This is a genomic window from Bradyrhizobium sp. SMVTL-02 (assembly GCF_051853005.1).
GTDB lineage: Bacteria > Pseudomonadota > Alphaproteobacteria > Rhizobiales > Xanthobacteraceae > Bradyrhizobium.
In genome coordinates, this window is the sequence record NZ_CP182469.1 from 7,453,119 (window position 1) to 7,467,454 (window position 14,336).

General features: G+C 65.2%; 15 protein-coding genes. 6 read left to right on the top strand and 9 right to left on the bottom strand.

Features of this window, described 5'->3' with window-relative positions; translation table 11 throughout:
• Positions 1-5: 5 nt before the first annotated feature.
• Positions 6-1,046 (bottom strand): ferrochelatase, encoded by a 1,041-nt coding sequence (gene hemH, locus ACNJYB_RS35690; RefSeq protein WP_439371324.1) that lies wholly within the window; start codon positions 1,044-1,046, stop codon positions 6-8.
• Between the two features lie 84 nt (positions 1,047-1,130).
• On the opposite strand from hemH, the gene ACNJYB_RS35695 reads away from it, so the two are divergent.
• Positions 1,131-1,529 carry an MAPEG family protein gene (locus tag ACNJYB_RS35695; protein ID WP_439371325.1) on the top strand — a complete coding sequence of 133 codons (399 nt, stop codon included), beginning with the start codon at positions 1,131-1,133 and terminating at the stop codon, positions 1,527-1,529.
• A gap of 7 nt (positions 1,530-1,536) precedes the next feature.
• Here the strand turns inward: ACNJYB_RS35695 and ACNJYB_RS35700 are convergent, their stop codons facing one another.
• The 4 genes from ACNJYB_RS35700 to ACNJYB_RS35715 form a co-directional block, all read right to left on the bottom strand.
• Entirely contained in the window at positions 1,537-1,974 is a 438-nt protein-coding gene (locus ACNJYB_RS35700) for an acyl-CoA thioesterase (RefSeq protein WP_439371326.1), read from the bottom strand.
• A 170-nt stretch (positions 1,975-2,144) separates the two neighbouring features.
• On the bottom strand, positions 2,145-3,197 hold the full coding sequence (locus ACNJYB_RS35705; protein WP_439375723.1) for a nickel/cobalt transporter: 1,053 nt from the start codon (positions 3,195-3,197) through the stop codon (positions 2,145-2,147).
• A 59-nt stretch (positions 3,198-3,256) separates the two neighbouring features.
• Positions 3,257-3,895 (bottom strand): DUF1007 family protein, encoded by a 639-nt coding sequence (locus tag ACNJYB_RS35710; RefSeq protein WP_439371327.1) that lies wholly within the window; start codon positions 3,893-3,895, stop codon positions 3,257-3,259.
• Positions 3,895-5,976, bottom strand: coding sequence for a M3 family metallopeptidase (locus tag ACNJYB_RS35715; protein WP_439371328.1), 2,082 nt, complete (start codon positions 5,974-5,976; stop codon positions 3,895-3,897). The genes ACNJYB_RS35710 and ACNJYB_RS35715 overlap by 1 nt, the downstream gene beginning before the upstream one ends.
• Before the next feature lie 138 nt (positions 5,977-6,114).
• Between ACNJYB_RS35715 and ACNJYB_RS35720 the strand changes: the two genes are divergently transcribed.
• The 5 genes from ACNJYB_RS35720 to ACNJYB_RS35740 all read left to right on the top strand — a co-directional run bounded on the left by ACNJYB_RS35720 (position 6,115) and on the right by ACNJYB_RS35740 (position 10,957).
• On the top strand, positions 6,115-6,369 hold the full coding sequence (locus ACNJYB_RS35720) for a hypothetical protein (RefSeq protein WP_439371329.1): 255 nt from the start codon (positions 6,115-6,117) through the stop codon (positions 6,367-6,369).
• Positions 6,370-7,044: 675 nt separating this feature from the next.
• A complete protein-coding gene (locus tag ACNJYB_RS35725) occupies positions 7,045-8,187 on the top strand; it encodes a type III PLP-dependent enzyme (protein ID WP_439371330.1) in 1,143 nt (380 codons plus the stop codon).
• A gap of 136 nt (positions 8,188-8,323) precedes the next feature.
• Positions 8,324-8,911 (top strand): GNAT family N-acetyltransferase, encoded by a 588-nt coding sequence (locus ACNJYB_RS35730; RefSeq protein WP_439371331.1) that lies wholly within the window; start codon positions 8,324-8,326, stop codon positions 8,909-8,911.
• Between the two features lie 147 nt (positions 8,912-9,058).
• Positions 9,059-9,448, top strand: a complete 390-nt coding sequence (locus ACNJYB_RS35735) for a RidA family protein (protein WP_439371332.1) — start codon at positions 9,059-9,061, stop codon at positions 9,446-9,448.
• A 66-nt stretch (positions 9,449-9,514) separates the two neighbouring features.
• Positions 9,515-10,957, top strand: a complete 1,443-nt coding sequence (locus ACNJYB_RS35740; RefSeq protein WP_439371333.1) for a homospermidine synthase — start codon at positions 9,515-9,517, stop codon at positions 10,955-10,957.
• Positions 10,958-11,079: 122 nt separating this feature from the next.
• On the opposite strand, the gene ACNJYB_RS35745 is transcribed toward ACNJYB_RS35740, so the two are convergent.
• The 4 genes from ACNJYB_RS35745 to ACNJYB_RS35760 form a co-directional block, all read right to left on the bottom strand.
• Entirely contained in the window at positions 11,080-11,412 is a 333-nt protein-coding gene (locus ACNJYB_RS35745; protein WP_439371334.1) for a hypothetical protein, read from the bottom strand.
• Positions 11,413-11,510: 98 nt separating this feature from the next.
• On the bottom strand, positions 11,511-12,227 hold the full coding sequence (locus tag ACNJYB_RS35750; RefSeq protein WP_439371335.1) for an MgtC/SapB family protein: 717 nt from the start codon (positions 12,225-12,227) through the stop codon (positions 11,511-11,513).
• A gap of 30 nt (positions 12,228-12,257) precedes the next feature.
• Positions 12,258-13,277 carry a WD40 repeat domain-containing protein gene (locus ACNJYB_RS35755; protein ID WP_439371336.1) on the bottom strand — a complete coding sequence of 340 codons (1,020 nt, stop codon included), beginning with the start codon at positions 13,275-13,277 and terminating at the stop codon, positions 12,258-12,260.
• A complete protein-coding gene (locus ACNJYB_RS35760; RefSeq protein ID WP_439371337.1) occupies positions 13,277-14,326 on the bottom strand; it encodes a CobW family GTP-binding protein in 1,050 nt (349 codons plus the stop codon). The genes ACNJYB_RS35755 and ACNJYB_RS35760 overlap by 1 nt, the downstream gene beginning before the upstream one ends.
• Between the last annotated feature and the right edge of the window lie 10 nt (positions 14,327-14,336).

Genomic DNA, 14,336 nt, shown 5'->3' on the forward strand with positions numbered 1-14,336 from the left:
CATCATTAAATCCAGCCCTGCAGCTCGCGCAGGACCAGGGTGCGGATCACGTCCATGCCAGGTTCGCTGTCGTTGAGGCAGGGGATTGCGGAAAACCGCTCGCCCCCATTGTGCTTGAAGATCTCGGCGTTCTCCTGCGCGATCTCCTCCAGCGTCTCCAGGCAGTCGGCGGAAAAGCCCGGCGTCACCACCGCGATGCGGCGCACGCCTTGCTTCGCGAGCCGCTCCATGGTCTTGTCGGTATAGGGCTGCAGCCACTCGTCATTGCCAAACCGCGACTGGAAGGTCAGCAGCAGTTTTGCCTCGTCCATCCCGAGGCGGCGGCGCAGCGCCGCGGTCGTGGCGATGCAGTGCTGCTGGTAGGGATCGCCCTTGTCGGCATAGGATTTCGGCATGCCGTGGAAGGAGGCGACGATCAGCTCGGGTTTGAACGAGAGGGTCGCCAGATGCGTCTCGATCGAGGTCGCAAGCGCCTCGATATAGGCGGCATCCTCGTAGTAAGGCGGCGTCACCCGCAGCGTCGGCTGGTTGCGAAGCTGCGCGAGCACGCGGAACACCTCGTCGCAGACGGTCGCCGAAGTCGAGGCGGAATATTGCGGATAAAGCGGCACGGCGAGGATGCGCTCGCAGCCCTTCGAAATCAGTGCGTCGATGCCCGCCTTGACCGAGGGATTGCCGTAGCGCATCGCCCAGTCGACGACGACATGGTCGCGGTCCGACAGCGCGGCCGCGAGCTTGTCACTTTGCGACCGCGTGATCGTCTTCAGCGGCGACTCGTTCTTCTCGGTGTTCCAGATCTTGCGGTAGTCGAGCGCCTTGGTGCGGGGACGGCTGCGCAGGATGATCCCGTTCAGCACCAGCTTCCAGATCAGGCCCTGGTCCTCGATGACGCGGGCGTCCGAGAGGAACTCCTTGAGGTAGACCCGGACGCCGGGCGCGTCGGCCGTATCGGGCGTGCCGAGATTGACCAGGAGCACGCCGACGCGCGGCAGGGCGGATCTGGTGGCCGGTGGTTTCGCAGTCTCGAGGGGGACGACGCTGTTCATGGCTGGTTGGGTCGCGCGTTGGTCCGAACTTGTCAAGATGAGGGCGGTTTCGCTAGGGTCGCACCCAAGCGGGGGGGAGGGACGATGACGCTCGCGGAATGGTGCGTGTTCGGGGCGCTGCTGCTCTATTTGTCCACGATCGTCTCGATCAAATGGATCCGGTTTCGCCGCTTCGACAATTCACGGCCGCGCGATCCCGCCTTCTATGAGGACGCCATCGCGCAGCGCGCCCTCGGCGCCCACCAGAACGGCATCGAGACCTGGCCTTTCTTCGCTTTCGCCGTGCTGCTCGCCGAATTCAGGGACTCGCCGCAGCGGCTGATCGACGAACTCGCCGCGCTGTTCCTGATCGTGCGGATCGCCTATGTGCTGACCTATCTCGGCAATCGCCCGACGCTGCGCTCGATCCTCTGGAGCATCGGCTTTGCGATCAATCTCGGGATTTTCTTCATGCCGATGCTGAAGCGGTTCCTGCCGGTGTGAGGCGGCTTCACGCCGAAAGATGGCGCTCCCGCGTGGCGATGAGATCGCGGATCCATGCCGGGATCGGCACCGGCCGATGGGTCTCCTGATTGGTGTAGACCCACACGATCTCGCCGGTGACCAGCGCATCCGCGCCACCTTTGCGGAAAATGGCGAGTTCGAACACGAGGCTCGAATTGCCGATCCGCGCCACCCGCGCGCCGACGTCGAGCTCCCAGTCGAACCGGACCGGCGCCTTGTATTCGATCAGCGACTTCACGACGTGGAAATCGATGCCGGTCGCCTTTGCATCCGCGTACTGGTCGTAGCCCAGCGCGCGGAAATATTCAGTGATGGTGGTGTCGAAATAGGTCAGGTAGTGCGCGTTGAAGACGACGCCCTGACCGTCGATCTCGGAATAGCGCACCCGGAACGGATGAAAGAACCAGAAGTTTTCGCGCGACATGGAATCCCCCGACCGAGATATTTCAGGCTCGTCATTGCGAGGAGCCCTTGCGACGGAGCAATCCAGACTGCCGCCGCCGAGACATTCTGGATTGCTTCGCTGCGCTCGCAATGACGGAGCAAGGCGCTCGGCCGTCTTGCCCATTAGCGCCGCGAAATGCAGATGCGCCCTCAAAAACACGTCGTCCGTTCGGCGGCGATGTAACCGAACAGGAGGCCGAGGCCGAACAGCAGCACGAGGGCGGCGGCGCCGAATTCGATGCCGCGCATGAACAGCGCGCCGCCGCCGTCGCGGCCGGCGCTGAGGCGGGCGGCGACGTCCTTGGCGGAGACGGCGATAACCGCGATGGCGGCGACCGTGATCGCGGTGCCGAGCCCCATCAGGAAGGTGGCGGCGATGCCGGCCCAGAACAGGCCCTGGGCGAGCGCGAACACCAGCACCAGGATCGCACCCGAGCAGGGGCGGATGCCGACGGTGAGGATCGCCGCAAGGCCGCGCCGCCAGCCGCCGGGGCCGGCGAGCTCGCTCGGGGTGGGCCCGTGGGAATGGCCGCAATGCTCGTCATGGACCTGATCGTGCCCGTGATGGTCATGGGCATGTGCATGATCATGGTGATGATGATCATGCTCATGATCATCATGCGCATCTCGATGATGGTGATGGCCGTGATCACGGTCATGCGGCACGCCCGCCATCGCCGGCACCGGCTGGGCCGCCTGCAGCGCGCGGAGGAAGGTGCGGCCCTTGACCCAGACGAGGCGCAGGCCGAACAGCGCGATCAGGGCGTAGCTAGCGATCTCGATCACCCCTTCCGCCTTGCACATGGTCCTGGCGGTCGCATTCAGGATCCAGGCCGAGATGCCGACAATGAGGATCGCCACCAGCGACTGCATCAGCGCCGAGGCAAAGGACAGCGCAATGCCGCGCCGCGCGGTCTCGCGGTTGGCGACGAGATACGAGGCGATCACCGCCTTGCCGTGGCCGGGACCGGCGGCATGGAAGATTCCATAGGCAAACGAGATGAACAGCAGCGTCCACACCGCCGAGCCGTCGGACTTCGCCGCGCGGATGGTCGACGACATCTGACGATAGAATTCCGACTGCTTTGCCAGGAGCCAGCCAATGAGGCCGCTGGCCTCGGGTTCGGCAGCCTGCGCCGGCCGCGCCGCGCCGAAGGGGTTTTGCGCGAGAAGATCGTGAAGCGCGGCATCGGCCGCGGCCATGACCAGCAGGACGCCAGCGCAGGCGATCAGCCCGCCGGTGAGCGCGAAGAGATGCTGCTTCAAGGGCAATCCACCGTGATCTTGTTGGCGAACATCATGCCGAAATTGCTGTTCTCGCCGTTCAGGAAGGTCTGCTCATTGAGCTTCTGGGCGGTGGCCGAGCCGTCGGTCGGACGGTCGAGCTTCATCTGGCAGCCCGAGGGCGCGCCGACCAGCTTGACCGGATTGTCCTTGGCCATCTGGAAGTCGATGAAGAAGGAGCGGTCGAACACTTCGAGCACCAGCTGCTTCGGCTTGACCGGGCTCTTCAGCGGCAGCGTGAAGTGCAGGGTCAGGACCGTGTCCTTGTAGTCGAGGAAATAGTCGACCGGCTCCTGGAAGCGCTCCTTCTTGCCGTCGGCCTTGGCGAAGGTGAAATAGGCGTATTCCTTCAGCGACTCGACATTGGTCTGTGCCAGCGGCCCGAGCTCCTCGCGCGTATAATCGCCCTTGGTCTTGCTCTCGAGCCCCTGCACCGCATACGCCGAGAACATGTCGTCGAAGGTCCAGGCGTGGCGCACGCCGGTGATGCTGCCGTCGGCGGCGTAGAGCAGCTCGCTGGTCGCCGTGATCCAGACGTGCGGGTGCGCATTCGCCGCACCCGCCACGAGCGTCATCGCGGCGGCGAGCAGCCATACGAACAGGGCCCGCATGCTCATCAGGCCGCCTTGGCGTCGTCGAGCAGGCCGCGGCGGCGGAGCAGCGCGTCGGGCTCCGGCGGACGGCCGCGGAAGGCCTCGTAGGCGGCCTCCGGATCGACCGATCCGCCGCTCGAGTAGATGTCGTCATGCAGGCGTTTGGCCACCGCCGGATCGAAGATGTCGCCAGCCTCCTCGAACGCGCCGAAGGCGTCGGCATCCATCACCTCGGACCACATGTAGCTGTAATAGCCGGCGGCATAGTGGTCGCCGGTGAAGATGTGACCGAACTGCGTGGGCCGGTGACGCAGCGCGATCTCCTCGGGCATGCCGATCTTCTCCAGCTCGCGTCTCTCGAATGCCCGGACATCCTGCGCGGCGGCGGCCGGCTGGGTGTGGAACTCGAGATCGATCAGCGCCGAGGAGACGAACTCGACCGTGGCGAAGCCCTGGTTGAATTTTCGCGCGGCCAGGAAGCGCTGCAGCAGGTCGTCGGGCAGCGGCTCGCCGGTCTGGTAGTGACGGGCGAACCTCTGCAGCACCTCGGGCCGCTCCTGCCAGTGCTCGTAGAGCTGGGACGGCAGCTCGACGAAGTCGGTGAACACCGAGGTTCCCGACAGCGAGGGATAGGTCACGTTGGAGAGCATGCCGTGCAGGCCGTGGCCGAACTCGTGGAACAGGGTGCGGGCGTCGTCAGGCGACAGCAGCGAGGGCTCGCCGTCGGCGCCCCTGGCGAAATTGCAGATGTTGAGAATGAGCGGCGCGACGTCGCCGTCGAGCTTCTGCTGGTCGCGCAGCGAGGTCATCCAGGCGCCCGAGCGCTTCGACGGCCGGGCGAAGTAGTCGCCGTAGAACAGCGCCTTGTGCTTGCCGTCGGACCCCTTCACCTCCCAGACCCGGACGTCGGGGTGCCAGACCGGAACGTCCTTGCGCTCCTCGAAGGTGACGCCGAACAGGCGCGTGGCGCAGTCGAAGGCGGCGGCGATCATGTGGTCGAGCGCGAGATACGGCTTGATCGCGGAATCGTCGAAATTGGCGCGCTGCAGGCGCAACTTCTCGGCATAGAAGCGCCAGTCCCAGGGAGCGAGCTTGAAATTGCCGCCCTCTTCCGTGATCAGCGCCTGCATCTCGTCGCGGTCGGCGAGCGCCCGGGCGCGGGCCGGTTTCCAGACCCGCTCCAAAAGGCTCCGCACCGCTTCCGGCGTCTTGGCCATGGAGTCCTCGAGCCGGTAGGCGGCGTAGGTCGGGTAGCCCAGGAGGTGGGCGCTCTCCTCGCGCAGCTTCAATATCTCGACGATGGTCGCGTTGTTGTCGTTGGCATTGCCGTTGTCGCCGCGGGCGATGAAGGCCTTGTAGACCTTCTCGCGCAGGTCGCGCCTGGCCGAGCTCTTCAGGAACGTCTCGACCGAGGAGCGCGACAGCGTGACGATGGCCTTGCCGGCCATGCCGCGCTCTTCCGCCGCAGCCTTGGCGGCGGCGACAAAGCTCTCGGGCAGGCCCTGGCGATCGCCCTCGCCAAGCTCCATGAACCACTCCTGCTCGTCGCCGAGCAGATGATGGCTGAAGCCGGTGCCGAGCTGGGCCAGCCTCTCGTTGATCTCGGCCATGCGGACCTTGGCCTCTTCGGAGAGGCCGGCGCCGGCGCGGTGGAAGCGGGTGTAAGTGCGCTCCAGCAGACGGAGCTGCTCGGGCGAAAGACCGAGCGAGGTGCGGTTCTCGTGCAGCTGGGCGATGCGACCAAACAGCACGGCATTCATCATGATTGGATTCCAGTGCCGCGCCATCCGCAAGGAGACCTCCTTGTCGATCTCCAGGATGGCCGGATTGGAATGCGCCGAGACGAGGTCGTAGAACACCGCCGCGACCTTGCTCAGCAGCTTGCCGGAGCGCTCCAGCGCCGTGATGGTGTTGGCGAAGTCGGGCGCGGCAGGATCGTTGGTGATCGCCGCGATCTCGGCGGCATGATCGGCGAAGGCCTGCTCGAAGGCCGGGAGGAAGTGCTCCGGCTTGATTTCGTCGAAGGGTGGGGTCGCAAACGGCGTCACCCAGGCCTTCAGCAGCGGATTGATCCCGGAGTCCGTGGTTTGGCGGGGTGCTGACATCGCAAGTCTCGATTTTTGTGGCTCGATTGTTGCGGCCAGCTATAGCACGCGATGGGGCTTTTTTGGGCCATTTGGCCTTGCTCCCGGCCAGCTTTTCGGGGAGATTGCGGCCCTCGAAGACCAGGGATCCCCGAGCTCATGAACGCGCCTGCTTCCTCGTCCCGCCAGATCGTCTGGCCCAGCGTCATCACCGTCATCAGCGCCGCCATCCTGATCGGTGCGGAAGTGTTCGGCGCGGCCTTTGCCGGCGGCTGGGCCCTCGCGATCCTGTTCGGGCTCGGCGATCAGGGCGCGCACATCCTCCAGGCCGTGCTGTTCACGCTCGGCGTGCTCGTGATGACCGCCTTCATCCGCGCCGCTCAACGCGTCGAGCCCTTCACGAAGCGCGGCTGACGCTTCATGCGCGTGAGCAACTCGCGCAGCGCAGCGAAAACTTAACGCTCGTTCATCTTCGGCGTCGCTCGCGCAACAGCGCGCAAGCAGACGTTAGGCAATTCTGCTCTCAGCCTAAAAAAATTCTTGCGAAGCAGAGTCAAAACGCTTATGTGCGGACTTGCCCAATTTCGCACGTGCCTGTGGTCGTGTGTCAGTCGGTAGGTATCCGGACAAGAGGCCGGACAGCCGCCAAGGGGTGAGGAAGCCGAGGGGCTCTTCGGAAGTGCGGAAGTCGAAGACTGAAAGGTCGAGTGACGGAGGCAAACCCGGAGTGTCCAGCATCTCTCTCAAAGAGATGCCATGTCGAAGGTGACTTCGCTCTTTGCAACCGTGACTGGCAGCCGGAGGCGAACCGGCGCACCCCGCTCTCAACGGGGGACGCGACTTAAAGCAACGACGGATCGGGCTTTTTTGGTCTCTACCGGCAGTCCAAACGCCGGCGCGGGCTACTGAAAAGGCTTGTCCTTCATTGCCAGGTGAGCGGGCGGGAAACTCTCCCAACCAATCCACGGCAGCACAGTCTGGTTTGAGTTTTTTGGCCTCAGCGCGCCTCCATCGCGCGATGCGGCTGAAGCACTCTCATCAGACGTCACGTTGATACGGATCCCGTCGCTGGGACCGCCGGAGAGTGCCATGACCGAACGTATCCAGGAATTCCTGCGCAACCGCCGCAACGAAGGCCTCGACACAGAGCCGTGCCTCGTCGTCGACCTCGAGGTCGTGCGCGACAATTACCAGAGCTTCGCCAAGGCGCTGCCCGACAGCCGCGTGTTCTATGCCGTCAAGGCAAACCCGGCGCCGGAAGTGCTGGCCCTGCTCGCGTCGATGGGCTCCTGCTTCGACACCGCGACCGTCGCCGAGATCGAGATGGCGCTGGCCGCCGGTGCGACGCCCGACCGCATCTCCTTCGGCAACACGATCAAGAAGGAGCGCGACATCGCGCGCGCCTTCGCGCTCGGCATCCGGCTGTTCGCGGTCGATTGCGCCGCCGAGGTCGAGAAGGTCGCGCGTGCCGCTCCCGGCGCGAAGGTGTTCTGCCGCATCCTCTATGACTGCGCCGGCGCCGAGTGGCCGCTGTCGCGCAAGTTCGGCTGCGACCCGGAGATGGCGGTCGAGGTGCTCGACCTCGCCAAGCGTCTGGGCCTCGAGCCCTGCGGCATCTCCTTCCACGTCGGCTCGCAGCAGCGCAAGGTGAAGGCATGGGACCGTGCGCTGGCGATGGCCTCGCAGGTGTTCCGCGACTGCGCCGAGCGCGGCATCAACCTCACCATGGTCAACATGGGCGGCGGCTTCCCGACCAAGTACCTGAAGGACGTGCCGCCGGTCATCACCTACGGCCGTTCGATCTTCCGCGCGCTGCGCAAGCACTTCGGCAACCAGATTCCGGAGACCATCATCGAGCCGGGCCGCGGCATGGTGGGCAACGCCGGCGTCATCGAATCCGAGGTCGTGCTCATCTCGAAGAAGAGCGACGAGGACGAGGTGCGCTGGGTCTACCTCGACATCGGCAAGTTCGGCGGTCTCGCCGAGACGATGGACGAGTCGATCCGTTACGCCATCCGCACCCTTCACGACGGCGCGGACATGACGCCGTGCGTGCTCGCAGGTCCGACCTGCGACAGCGCCGACGTGCTGTACGAGAAGAACCCGTATCCGCTCCCCGTCACGCTCGAGATCGGCGACAAGGTGCTGATCGAGGGCACCGGGGCCTATACGTCGACCTACTCGTCAGTGGCGTTCAACGGCATCCCGCCGCTGAAGACATATCACATCTGATCCGCCTCACTGTCTGAGGCCTGACGAACGAACCCGGGAGCCGGCTTGCCGGCTCCTCCCTGACATCTCGATTTTCTGACGACGCCTTGAGGCGGCGTGCTGAACGCACGCCGGTTCAAGCGGGGACTGACGCGCCATGACTGCTTTTCGGAAGCCACAAGTCGCCCTCACCTCGAAAGCCGCTCCGTTCGCGATCCGTGCGGAACGTGCTGTGGACGTCGCCGCCCGTGAAGCGCTGCTGGATGCCTGCTTTGGCGAGAACCGCCATGACCGCACCTGCCAGCGCCTGCGCGACGGACGCGCACCTGCCGCAGGCCTTGCCCTATCGGCCGTGCGCGAGGGGACACTCGTGGGAACCGTGCGGCTGTGGCACGTCAGCGCCGGAGGCAGGCCCGCCCTGGTCCTTGGACCGCTGGCGGTCGACCCTGCCTGCCGCGAGCTCGGGATCGGCGCCGCGCTGATGCATCAAGCGCTGGCCGCCGCCCGGGCGCGCGGGCATGAAGCCGTGATCCTGCTCGGCGATGCGCCCTACTACGCCCGCTTCGGCTTCTCGGCCGAGAAGACCGGCACCCTGGTGCTGCCCGGCCCGTTCGAGCGCGACCGCCTGCTGGCGATCGAGTTCGCCGAAGGTGCGCTCGATGGCGCCGAGGGGATGATCGTCCCGACCGGCGCGACCCTGTCCAAACGGAGGCTAGTTCGTCCCCTCCAGGCGCACGCGGCCTGAGACCTCGCCACGACGGTGACGAGCGAGGCCGCGTTGAGCGGCTTCGCCCGGTAGCGCGTGCGTCAGGCTCACTTGCTTTGGGGTTGCGCAGGCCCGCAAATTGCCCCTAAACCCCACGAAATTCTCCTTCAGTCGAGGCCCAGACCGATGTCCCGTCGCCTGATCTCCACCGGCTCCCCGCTCGAGAAGACCGTCGGCTACAGCCGCGCCGTGATCGACGGCGATTTCGCCTTCGTCGCGGGAACCACCGGTTATGACTACACCACGATGACCATGCCGGGCGATGTCACGAGCCAGTCACGCAACTGCTTCAAGACCATCGAAGGCGCCCTGAAGGAGGGCGGATTCGAGATGGCCGATATCGTCCGTGCGACCTACTACGTCACCGATGCGAGCTACATCGATGCCCACTTCGCCGTCTGCGGCGAGGTCCTGGGCGACGTCAGGCCGGCTGCGACGTTGCTGGTCGTCACCGCTCTCGCCAAGCCCGAGATGAAGGTCGAGATCGAAGTCACCGCCAAGCGCCGCAGCGTCTGACAAGCGCCGCAGCGCCTGATCCACCCTCAACAATTGTCCGCCAGCACGTTCCGGAGAAACCATCCCATGAGCCCTCCCTCGCAGATCTACGCGAAGATCACCGGCCCCATCGTCATGGTCGGCTTCGGCTCCATCGGCAAAGGCACGCTGCCGCTGATCGAGCGGCATCTCGACTACGACAAGTCGCGCATCACCGTGCTCGATCCCAAGGACGAGGGCCGCAAGGCGCTTTGCGAGAAGCACAACGTCCGCTTCATCCAGAAAGGCCTGACCAAGGACAATTATCGCGAGGTGCTGACCCCGCTGCTCACGGAAGGCGGCGGCCAGGGCTTTTGCGTCAACCTCTCGGTCGACACCGGCTCGACCGACATCATGGAGCTCTGCAACGAGCTCGGCGCGCTCTATATCGACACCGTCAACGAGCCCTGGCTGGGATTCTATTTCGATGCGTCGAAGGGCCCGGAAGCGCGCTCCAACTACGCACTGCGCGAGGTGACGCTGGCCGCCAAGCGGGCGCGTCCCGCGGGCTCGACCACGGCCGTCTCCTGCTGCGGCGCCAATCCCGGCATGGTCTCCTTCTTCGTCAAGCAGGCGCTGCTCAATGTCGCCGCCGATCTGAAGCTCAATGCCCCGCGGCCCAAGACCAAGGCGGAATGGGCGGACCTGATGCGGCAGGCCGGCGTCAAGGGCATCCACATCGCCGAACGCGACACCCAGCGCTCGAAGAAGCCGAAGGATCCGGATGTCTTCGTCAACACCTGGTCGGTGGAAGGTTTCCTGTCGGAGGGCATGCAGCCGTCCGAGCTCGGCTGGGGCACCCATGAGAAATGGATGCCCGAGAATGCGCATACCCACGAAGCCGGCTGCGGCGCGGCCATCTATCTGATGCAGCCCGGCGCCAACACGCGCGTGCGTACCTGGTGCCCGACCCGTGGTGCGCAGTACGGCTTCCTCGTCACGCACAACGAGTCGATCTCGATCTCCGATTACTTCACGGTGCGGGACCCATCGGGCAAGGCCGTCTACCGGCCGACCTGCCACTACGCCTATCACCCGGCCGACGATGCCGTGCTGTCGCTGCATGAACTGTTCGGCCGCGCCGGGAAGATGCAGGAGAAGCACCACATCCTCGAAGAGGACGAAATCGTCGACGGTATCGACGAACTCGGCGTGCTGCTGTTTGGCCACGACAACAATGCCTATTGGTACGGCTCGCAGCTCTCCATCGAAGAAACCCGAGCGCTCGCGCCCTACCAGAACGCCACTGCCCTGCAGGTGACCTCCGCCGTGCTCGGCGGCATGGTGTGGGCGCTGGAAAACCCGAACGAAGGCATCGTCGAAGCCGACGAGATGGATTTCGATCGCCTGCTGGAAATCCAGCTGCCCTATCTCGGCCCGGTCAAGGGGTTCTACACCGACTGGACGCCGCTGACGGATCGTCCGGGACTGTTCCCGGAGGATATCGATACGTCTGATCCGTGGCAGTTCAAGAACATTCTGGTGCGGTAAGGGGCGCGCGAGGCGTTCCGTCAGTCATTACCGAGTGACACCGCCCCACACTCCACTGTCATGCCCCGGCTTGCCTTCGCGGCGATGACACCGGGTGCGCGGCCAGAAGCGCGGCCGATCGCCTATTTCTTCTCAATCGGCGGCGCGATCTTCTCCGCTGGAGCCGGGGGCAGCGCCGGCTTGGTCGCCGCACCTTGCGTCTGCGGCTCGGGCCGCGCCGGCTCGGGGGCGGGCGTGGTCGGCCGATCGCCGCCGGGCTTGGCTTCCGCGGGCGTCTTACTCTGCTCGTTGGACGGCGTGCCCTGGAGCGGCTGCGTCGCCTGCGCCAGCTCCGACCGGCTTTCGGCGCGGATTTGCGCCAGCGACATCACCGACACCACGACGCCAGCTGCGAACAGCGAGGCGGCAATTGTCAGGTCGAGGTTCAATCTGCGCTTGTCATTTGGGCCGGGCATGTCGATCACCGCCTTTATCCGCGGGATCAACGAAACTGGAGCGCGCCGGTTCCGAGACCGAATGCCGGGAACCAGCCACACGCGCCCAAACGCCGCTCTCACTCCGTCGTGCTGACTTCCCAGGTGGCGTGGCGCACGCCCGGCAGATGCTGCAAATCGGTCGCCACAGCGTTCAGCTCGTTCGGATCGACCGCGGTCGCAACCAGCCTTGCGACGATCTCCAGATTGTCTTCGCCGATCTCGGCGACCTCGATATCGGCGACCGGGTATTTCGCGGTCTCCAGCTTGTCGACCAGGCGGTCGCGCATATCAGGCAGGGCGTCGGTCGCGACCGCCAGCTTGAAGAAGTAGGTCGCCTCGAGCGCCTTCACGTTCAGCGGGATGCGGTTGATGGCGTTGACCAGCGGGCGCAGCATGGTGTTGCCGGCGAGGACGAACACGGTCAGCACCGCGGCCTGGGCGACGAGGTCGGCCCCGGCGCAGGAGCCGACCGCGGCGGAGGCCCACAGCGTCGCCGCGGTGTTGAGACCGCGGACGTCCATGCCCTGCTTCATGATGACGCCGGCCCCTAAGAAGCCGATGCCGGAGACGACATAGGAGATCACCCGCACCGCGCCATCGGCGCCGGTCAGATGCATGGCGAGATCGACGAAGGCGGCCGCGCCCACCGCGACCAGCACGTTGGTGCGCAGGCCCGCGGTGCGCTGGCGATATTGCCGCTCGGCGCCGATCAGCGTGCCCAGCACAAAGGCCGTGGTCAGGCTGACCAGCGTGTCGGCGAAATCAGCAAGCTGGAAGGTCGTCAGAAACCGCATGGTCCCCTATACGGCGGGAACGTTGACAGATTAAAGCTCCAGCAGGCCGCCATCCCCATTTTCGTCAGCGAACGCCAGCAGCGTGCCCTTGGCATTCCAGGCGAGCGCGGCCACCGGCGGGGTGCCATTGCGGCGGACCAGGATCTCCGCGCCGTCTTCAAGACGCACCATCAGCACGGTGCCGTCGCTGTAACCGGCGGCGAGGATGTCGTTCTTGGGATGGCAGGCGACGACCGAGACACGCGCCTGCAGCGGCGCGAGCATCGCGGGCTCCTTGCCCATCGGGCCGTCCTTGCTGGCGAACGGCCAGATGATGACGGTGTCGGCGCCCGAGGTCGCCAGCCCCTTGCCGCCCGCGCTCCAGGACATCGAGCGGACCCGGCTGGGATAACCGGTCATGCGCATGTGCCTGTTGTCAGCGAGCCGCCAGCCATGCAGCGCCGGCTCGTGCATCGCAGTAACCAGGAATTTGTTGTCGGGGCTGAAGGTGACCGCGTGGTGCGAGCCGGCCCAGGGCAGAAATTCAGCCGAACCCTCCATGTTCGGAAACCACAGCGTCGCGCCGTTGTAATGAGCGATCGCGAGCCGCAGGCCCTTTGGCGCAAACGCGAGACCGCCGACGGTCGAGGGCACGTCGAGCGACTTCTCCTCGTTCTTGCCGCTCTTGACGGTCGCGGTCTTGCCGGCTGACCAGGCGAAGGCGCCGTCGGCGTGCAGCGCCACCGCGTCGATCCAGCGCCGCTTGGGGTCCGTGGCGAGCAGCGTCACCTCGCCCTTGGCATCGAGCGAGACCACCTTGCCGTCGTCGCCACCCATCACGACGCGCTTGCCGTCGGAAGCGGTCGAGAGAATGCCGCCGCTATGCACGGCAACCGGGGTGATCTCGCCCCCGCTATCGACGAACTTGACGTTCTCCTCGCCCCCGACGAAGGCGGCGCGAGGCCCGAGAAAATGCACGGACGTAACCGTCATGCCGAGTGCGACCGGTTTGACGCGGTCGGTGACGGAGACGATCGAGGCGGAATCGGGGGGCGGCGAAAACTCTTTCATCACGAGACGATGCAGCTCTCGAAACCCTTGCGGATCGCCTCTTCCGGCAGTTCGCGGCCGATGAAGACGAGGCGGCTCTCGCGCGGCTCGCCCTCCTTCCACTTCCGCTGGTGGTTGCCCTCCAGCATCATGTGGACGCCCTGGAAGACGTAACGGTCGTCGTCGTCGTGGAAAGCGAGGATGCCCTTGGAGCGCAGGATCTTGCCGCCCTCGACCTGCACCAGGTTCTGCAGCCAGGGCATGAACATGTTGGGATCGAGCGGCTTGTCGGTCTTCAGCGACAGCGACTGCATGTCCTCGTCGTGATAGTGCTTCAGTCCGTGACCGTGATCATGGTGGTGATGGTCGTGGCCCTGATGATGGTGATGATCATGGTCGTGATCATGATCGTCGGCCTCGAGGAAATTCGGCTCGATGTCGAGGATGCGGTCGAGGTCGAACGCGCCGCGATCGAGTACGTCGGCCAGCGCCACCGAGCAGCGCTCGGTGCGGTGGAGTTTCGCATAGGGATTGATACCGCGGATGCGGGCCTCGACCTCGGCAAGCTCGGGCTTGGTCACGAGATCGGTCTTGTTCAGGACGATGACGTCGGCAAAGGCGATCTGGTTCTTGGCCTCGGGCGCGTCCTTGAGCCGATCGGACAGCCATTTGGCGTCGGCGACGGTGACGACCGCGTCGAGGCGCGCGTTCTTCTGCACGTCCTCGTCGACGAAGAAGGTCTGGGCGACCGGCGCGGGATCGGCAAGGCCGGTGGTCTCGACGATGATGGCGTCGAACTTGCCCTTGCGCTTCATCAAGCCGTCCATGATGCGGACGAGGTCGCCGCGCACGGTGCAGCAGATGCAGCCGTTGTTCATCTCGAACACTTCCTCATCGGCGCCGATGATGAGGTCATTGTCGATGCCGATTTCGCCGAATTCGTTGACGATGACGGCGTATTTCTTGCCGTGGTTCTCCGACAGGATGCGGTTGAGCAGCGTGGTCTTGCCGGCGCCGAGATAGCCGGTCAGGACGGTCACGGGAATTTTCTGAGAGGTCGCTTCAGACATAACAACTCCA

Coding starts and splice junctions, on each gene's coding strand:
- hemH (WP_439371324.1), bottom strand. CDS start 1,046: ATGAACAGCGTCGTCCCCCTCGAGACTGCGAAACCACCGGCCACCAGA.
- ACNJYB_RS35695 (WP_439371325.1), top strand. CDS start 1,131: ATGACGCTCGCGGAATGGTGCGTGTTCGGGGCGCTGCTGCTCTATTTG.
- ACNJYB_RS35700 (WP_439371326.1), bottom strand. CDS start 1,974: ATGTCGCGCGAAAACTTCTGGTTCTTTCATCCGTTCCGGGTGCGCTAT.
- ACNJYB_RS35705 (WP_439375723.1), bottom strand. CDS start 3,197: ATGGCCGCGGCCGATGCCGCGCTTCACGATCTTCTCGCGCAAAACCCC.
- ACNJYB_RS35710 (WP_439371327.1), bottom strand. CDS start 3,895: ATGAGCATGCGGGCCCTGTTCGTATGGCTGCTCGCCGCCGCGATGACG.
- ACNJYB_RS35715 (WP_439371328.1), bottom strand. CDS start 5,976: ATGTCAGCACCCCGCCAAACCACGGACTCCGGGATCAATCCGCTGCTG.
- ACNJYB_RS35720 (WP_439371329.1), top strand. CDS start 6,115: ATGAACGCGCCTGCTTCCTCGTCCCGCCAGATCGTCTGGCCCAGCGTC.
- ACNJYB_RS35725 (WP_439371330.1), top strand. CDS start 7,045: ATGACCGAACGTATCCAGGAATTCCTGCGCAACCGCCGCAACGAAGGC.
- ACNJYB_RS35730 (WP_439371331.1), top strand. CDS start 8,324: ATGACTGCTTTTCGGAAGCCACAAGTCGCCCTCACCTCGAAAGCCGCT.
- ACNJYB_RS35735 (WP_439371332.1), top strand. CDS start 9,059: ATGTCCCGTCGCCTGATCTCCACCGGCTCCCCGCTCGAGAAGACCGTC.
- ACNJYB_RS35740 (WP_439371333.1), top strand. CDS start 9,515: ATGAGCCCTCCCTCGCAGATCTACGCGAAGATCACCGGCCCCATCGTC.
- ACNJYB_RS35745 (WP_439371334.1), bottom strand. CDS start 11,412: ATGCCCGGCCCAAATGACAAGCGCAGATTGAACCTCGACCTGACAATT.
- ACNJYB_RS35750 (WP_439371335.1), bottom strand. CDS start 12,227: ATGCGGTTTCTGACGACCTTCCAGCTTGCTGATTTCGCCGACACGCTG.
- ACNJYB_RS35755 (WP_439371336.1), bottom strand. CDS start 13,277: ATGAAAGAGTTTTCGCCGCCCCCCGATTCCGCCTCGATCGTCTCCGTC.
- ACNJYB_RS35760 (WP_439371337.1), bottom strand. CDS start 14,326: ATGTCTGAAGCGACCTCTCAGAAAATTCCCGTGACCGTCCTGACCGGC.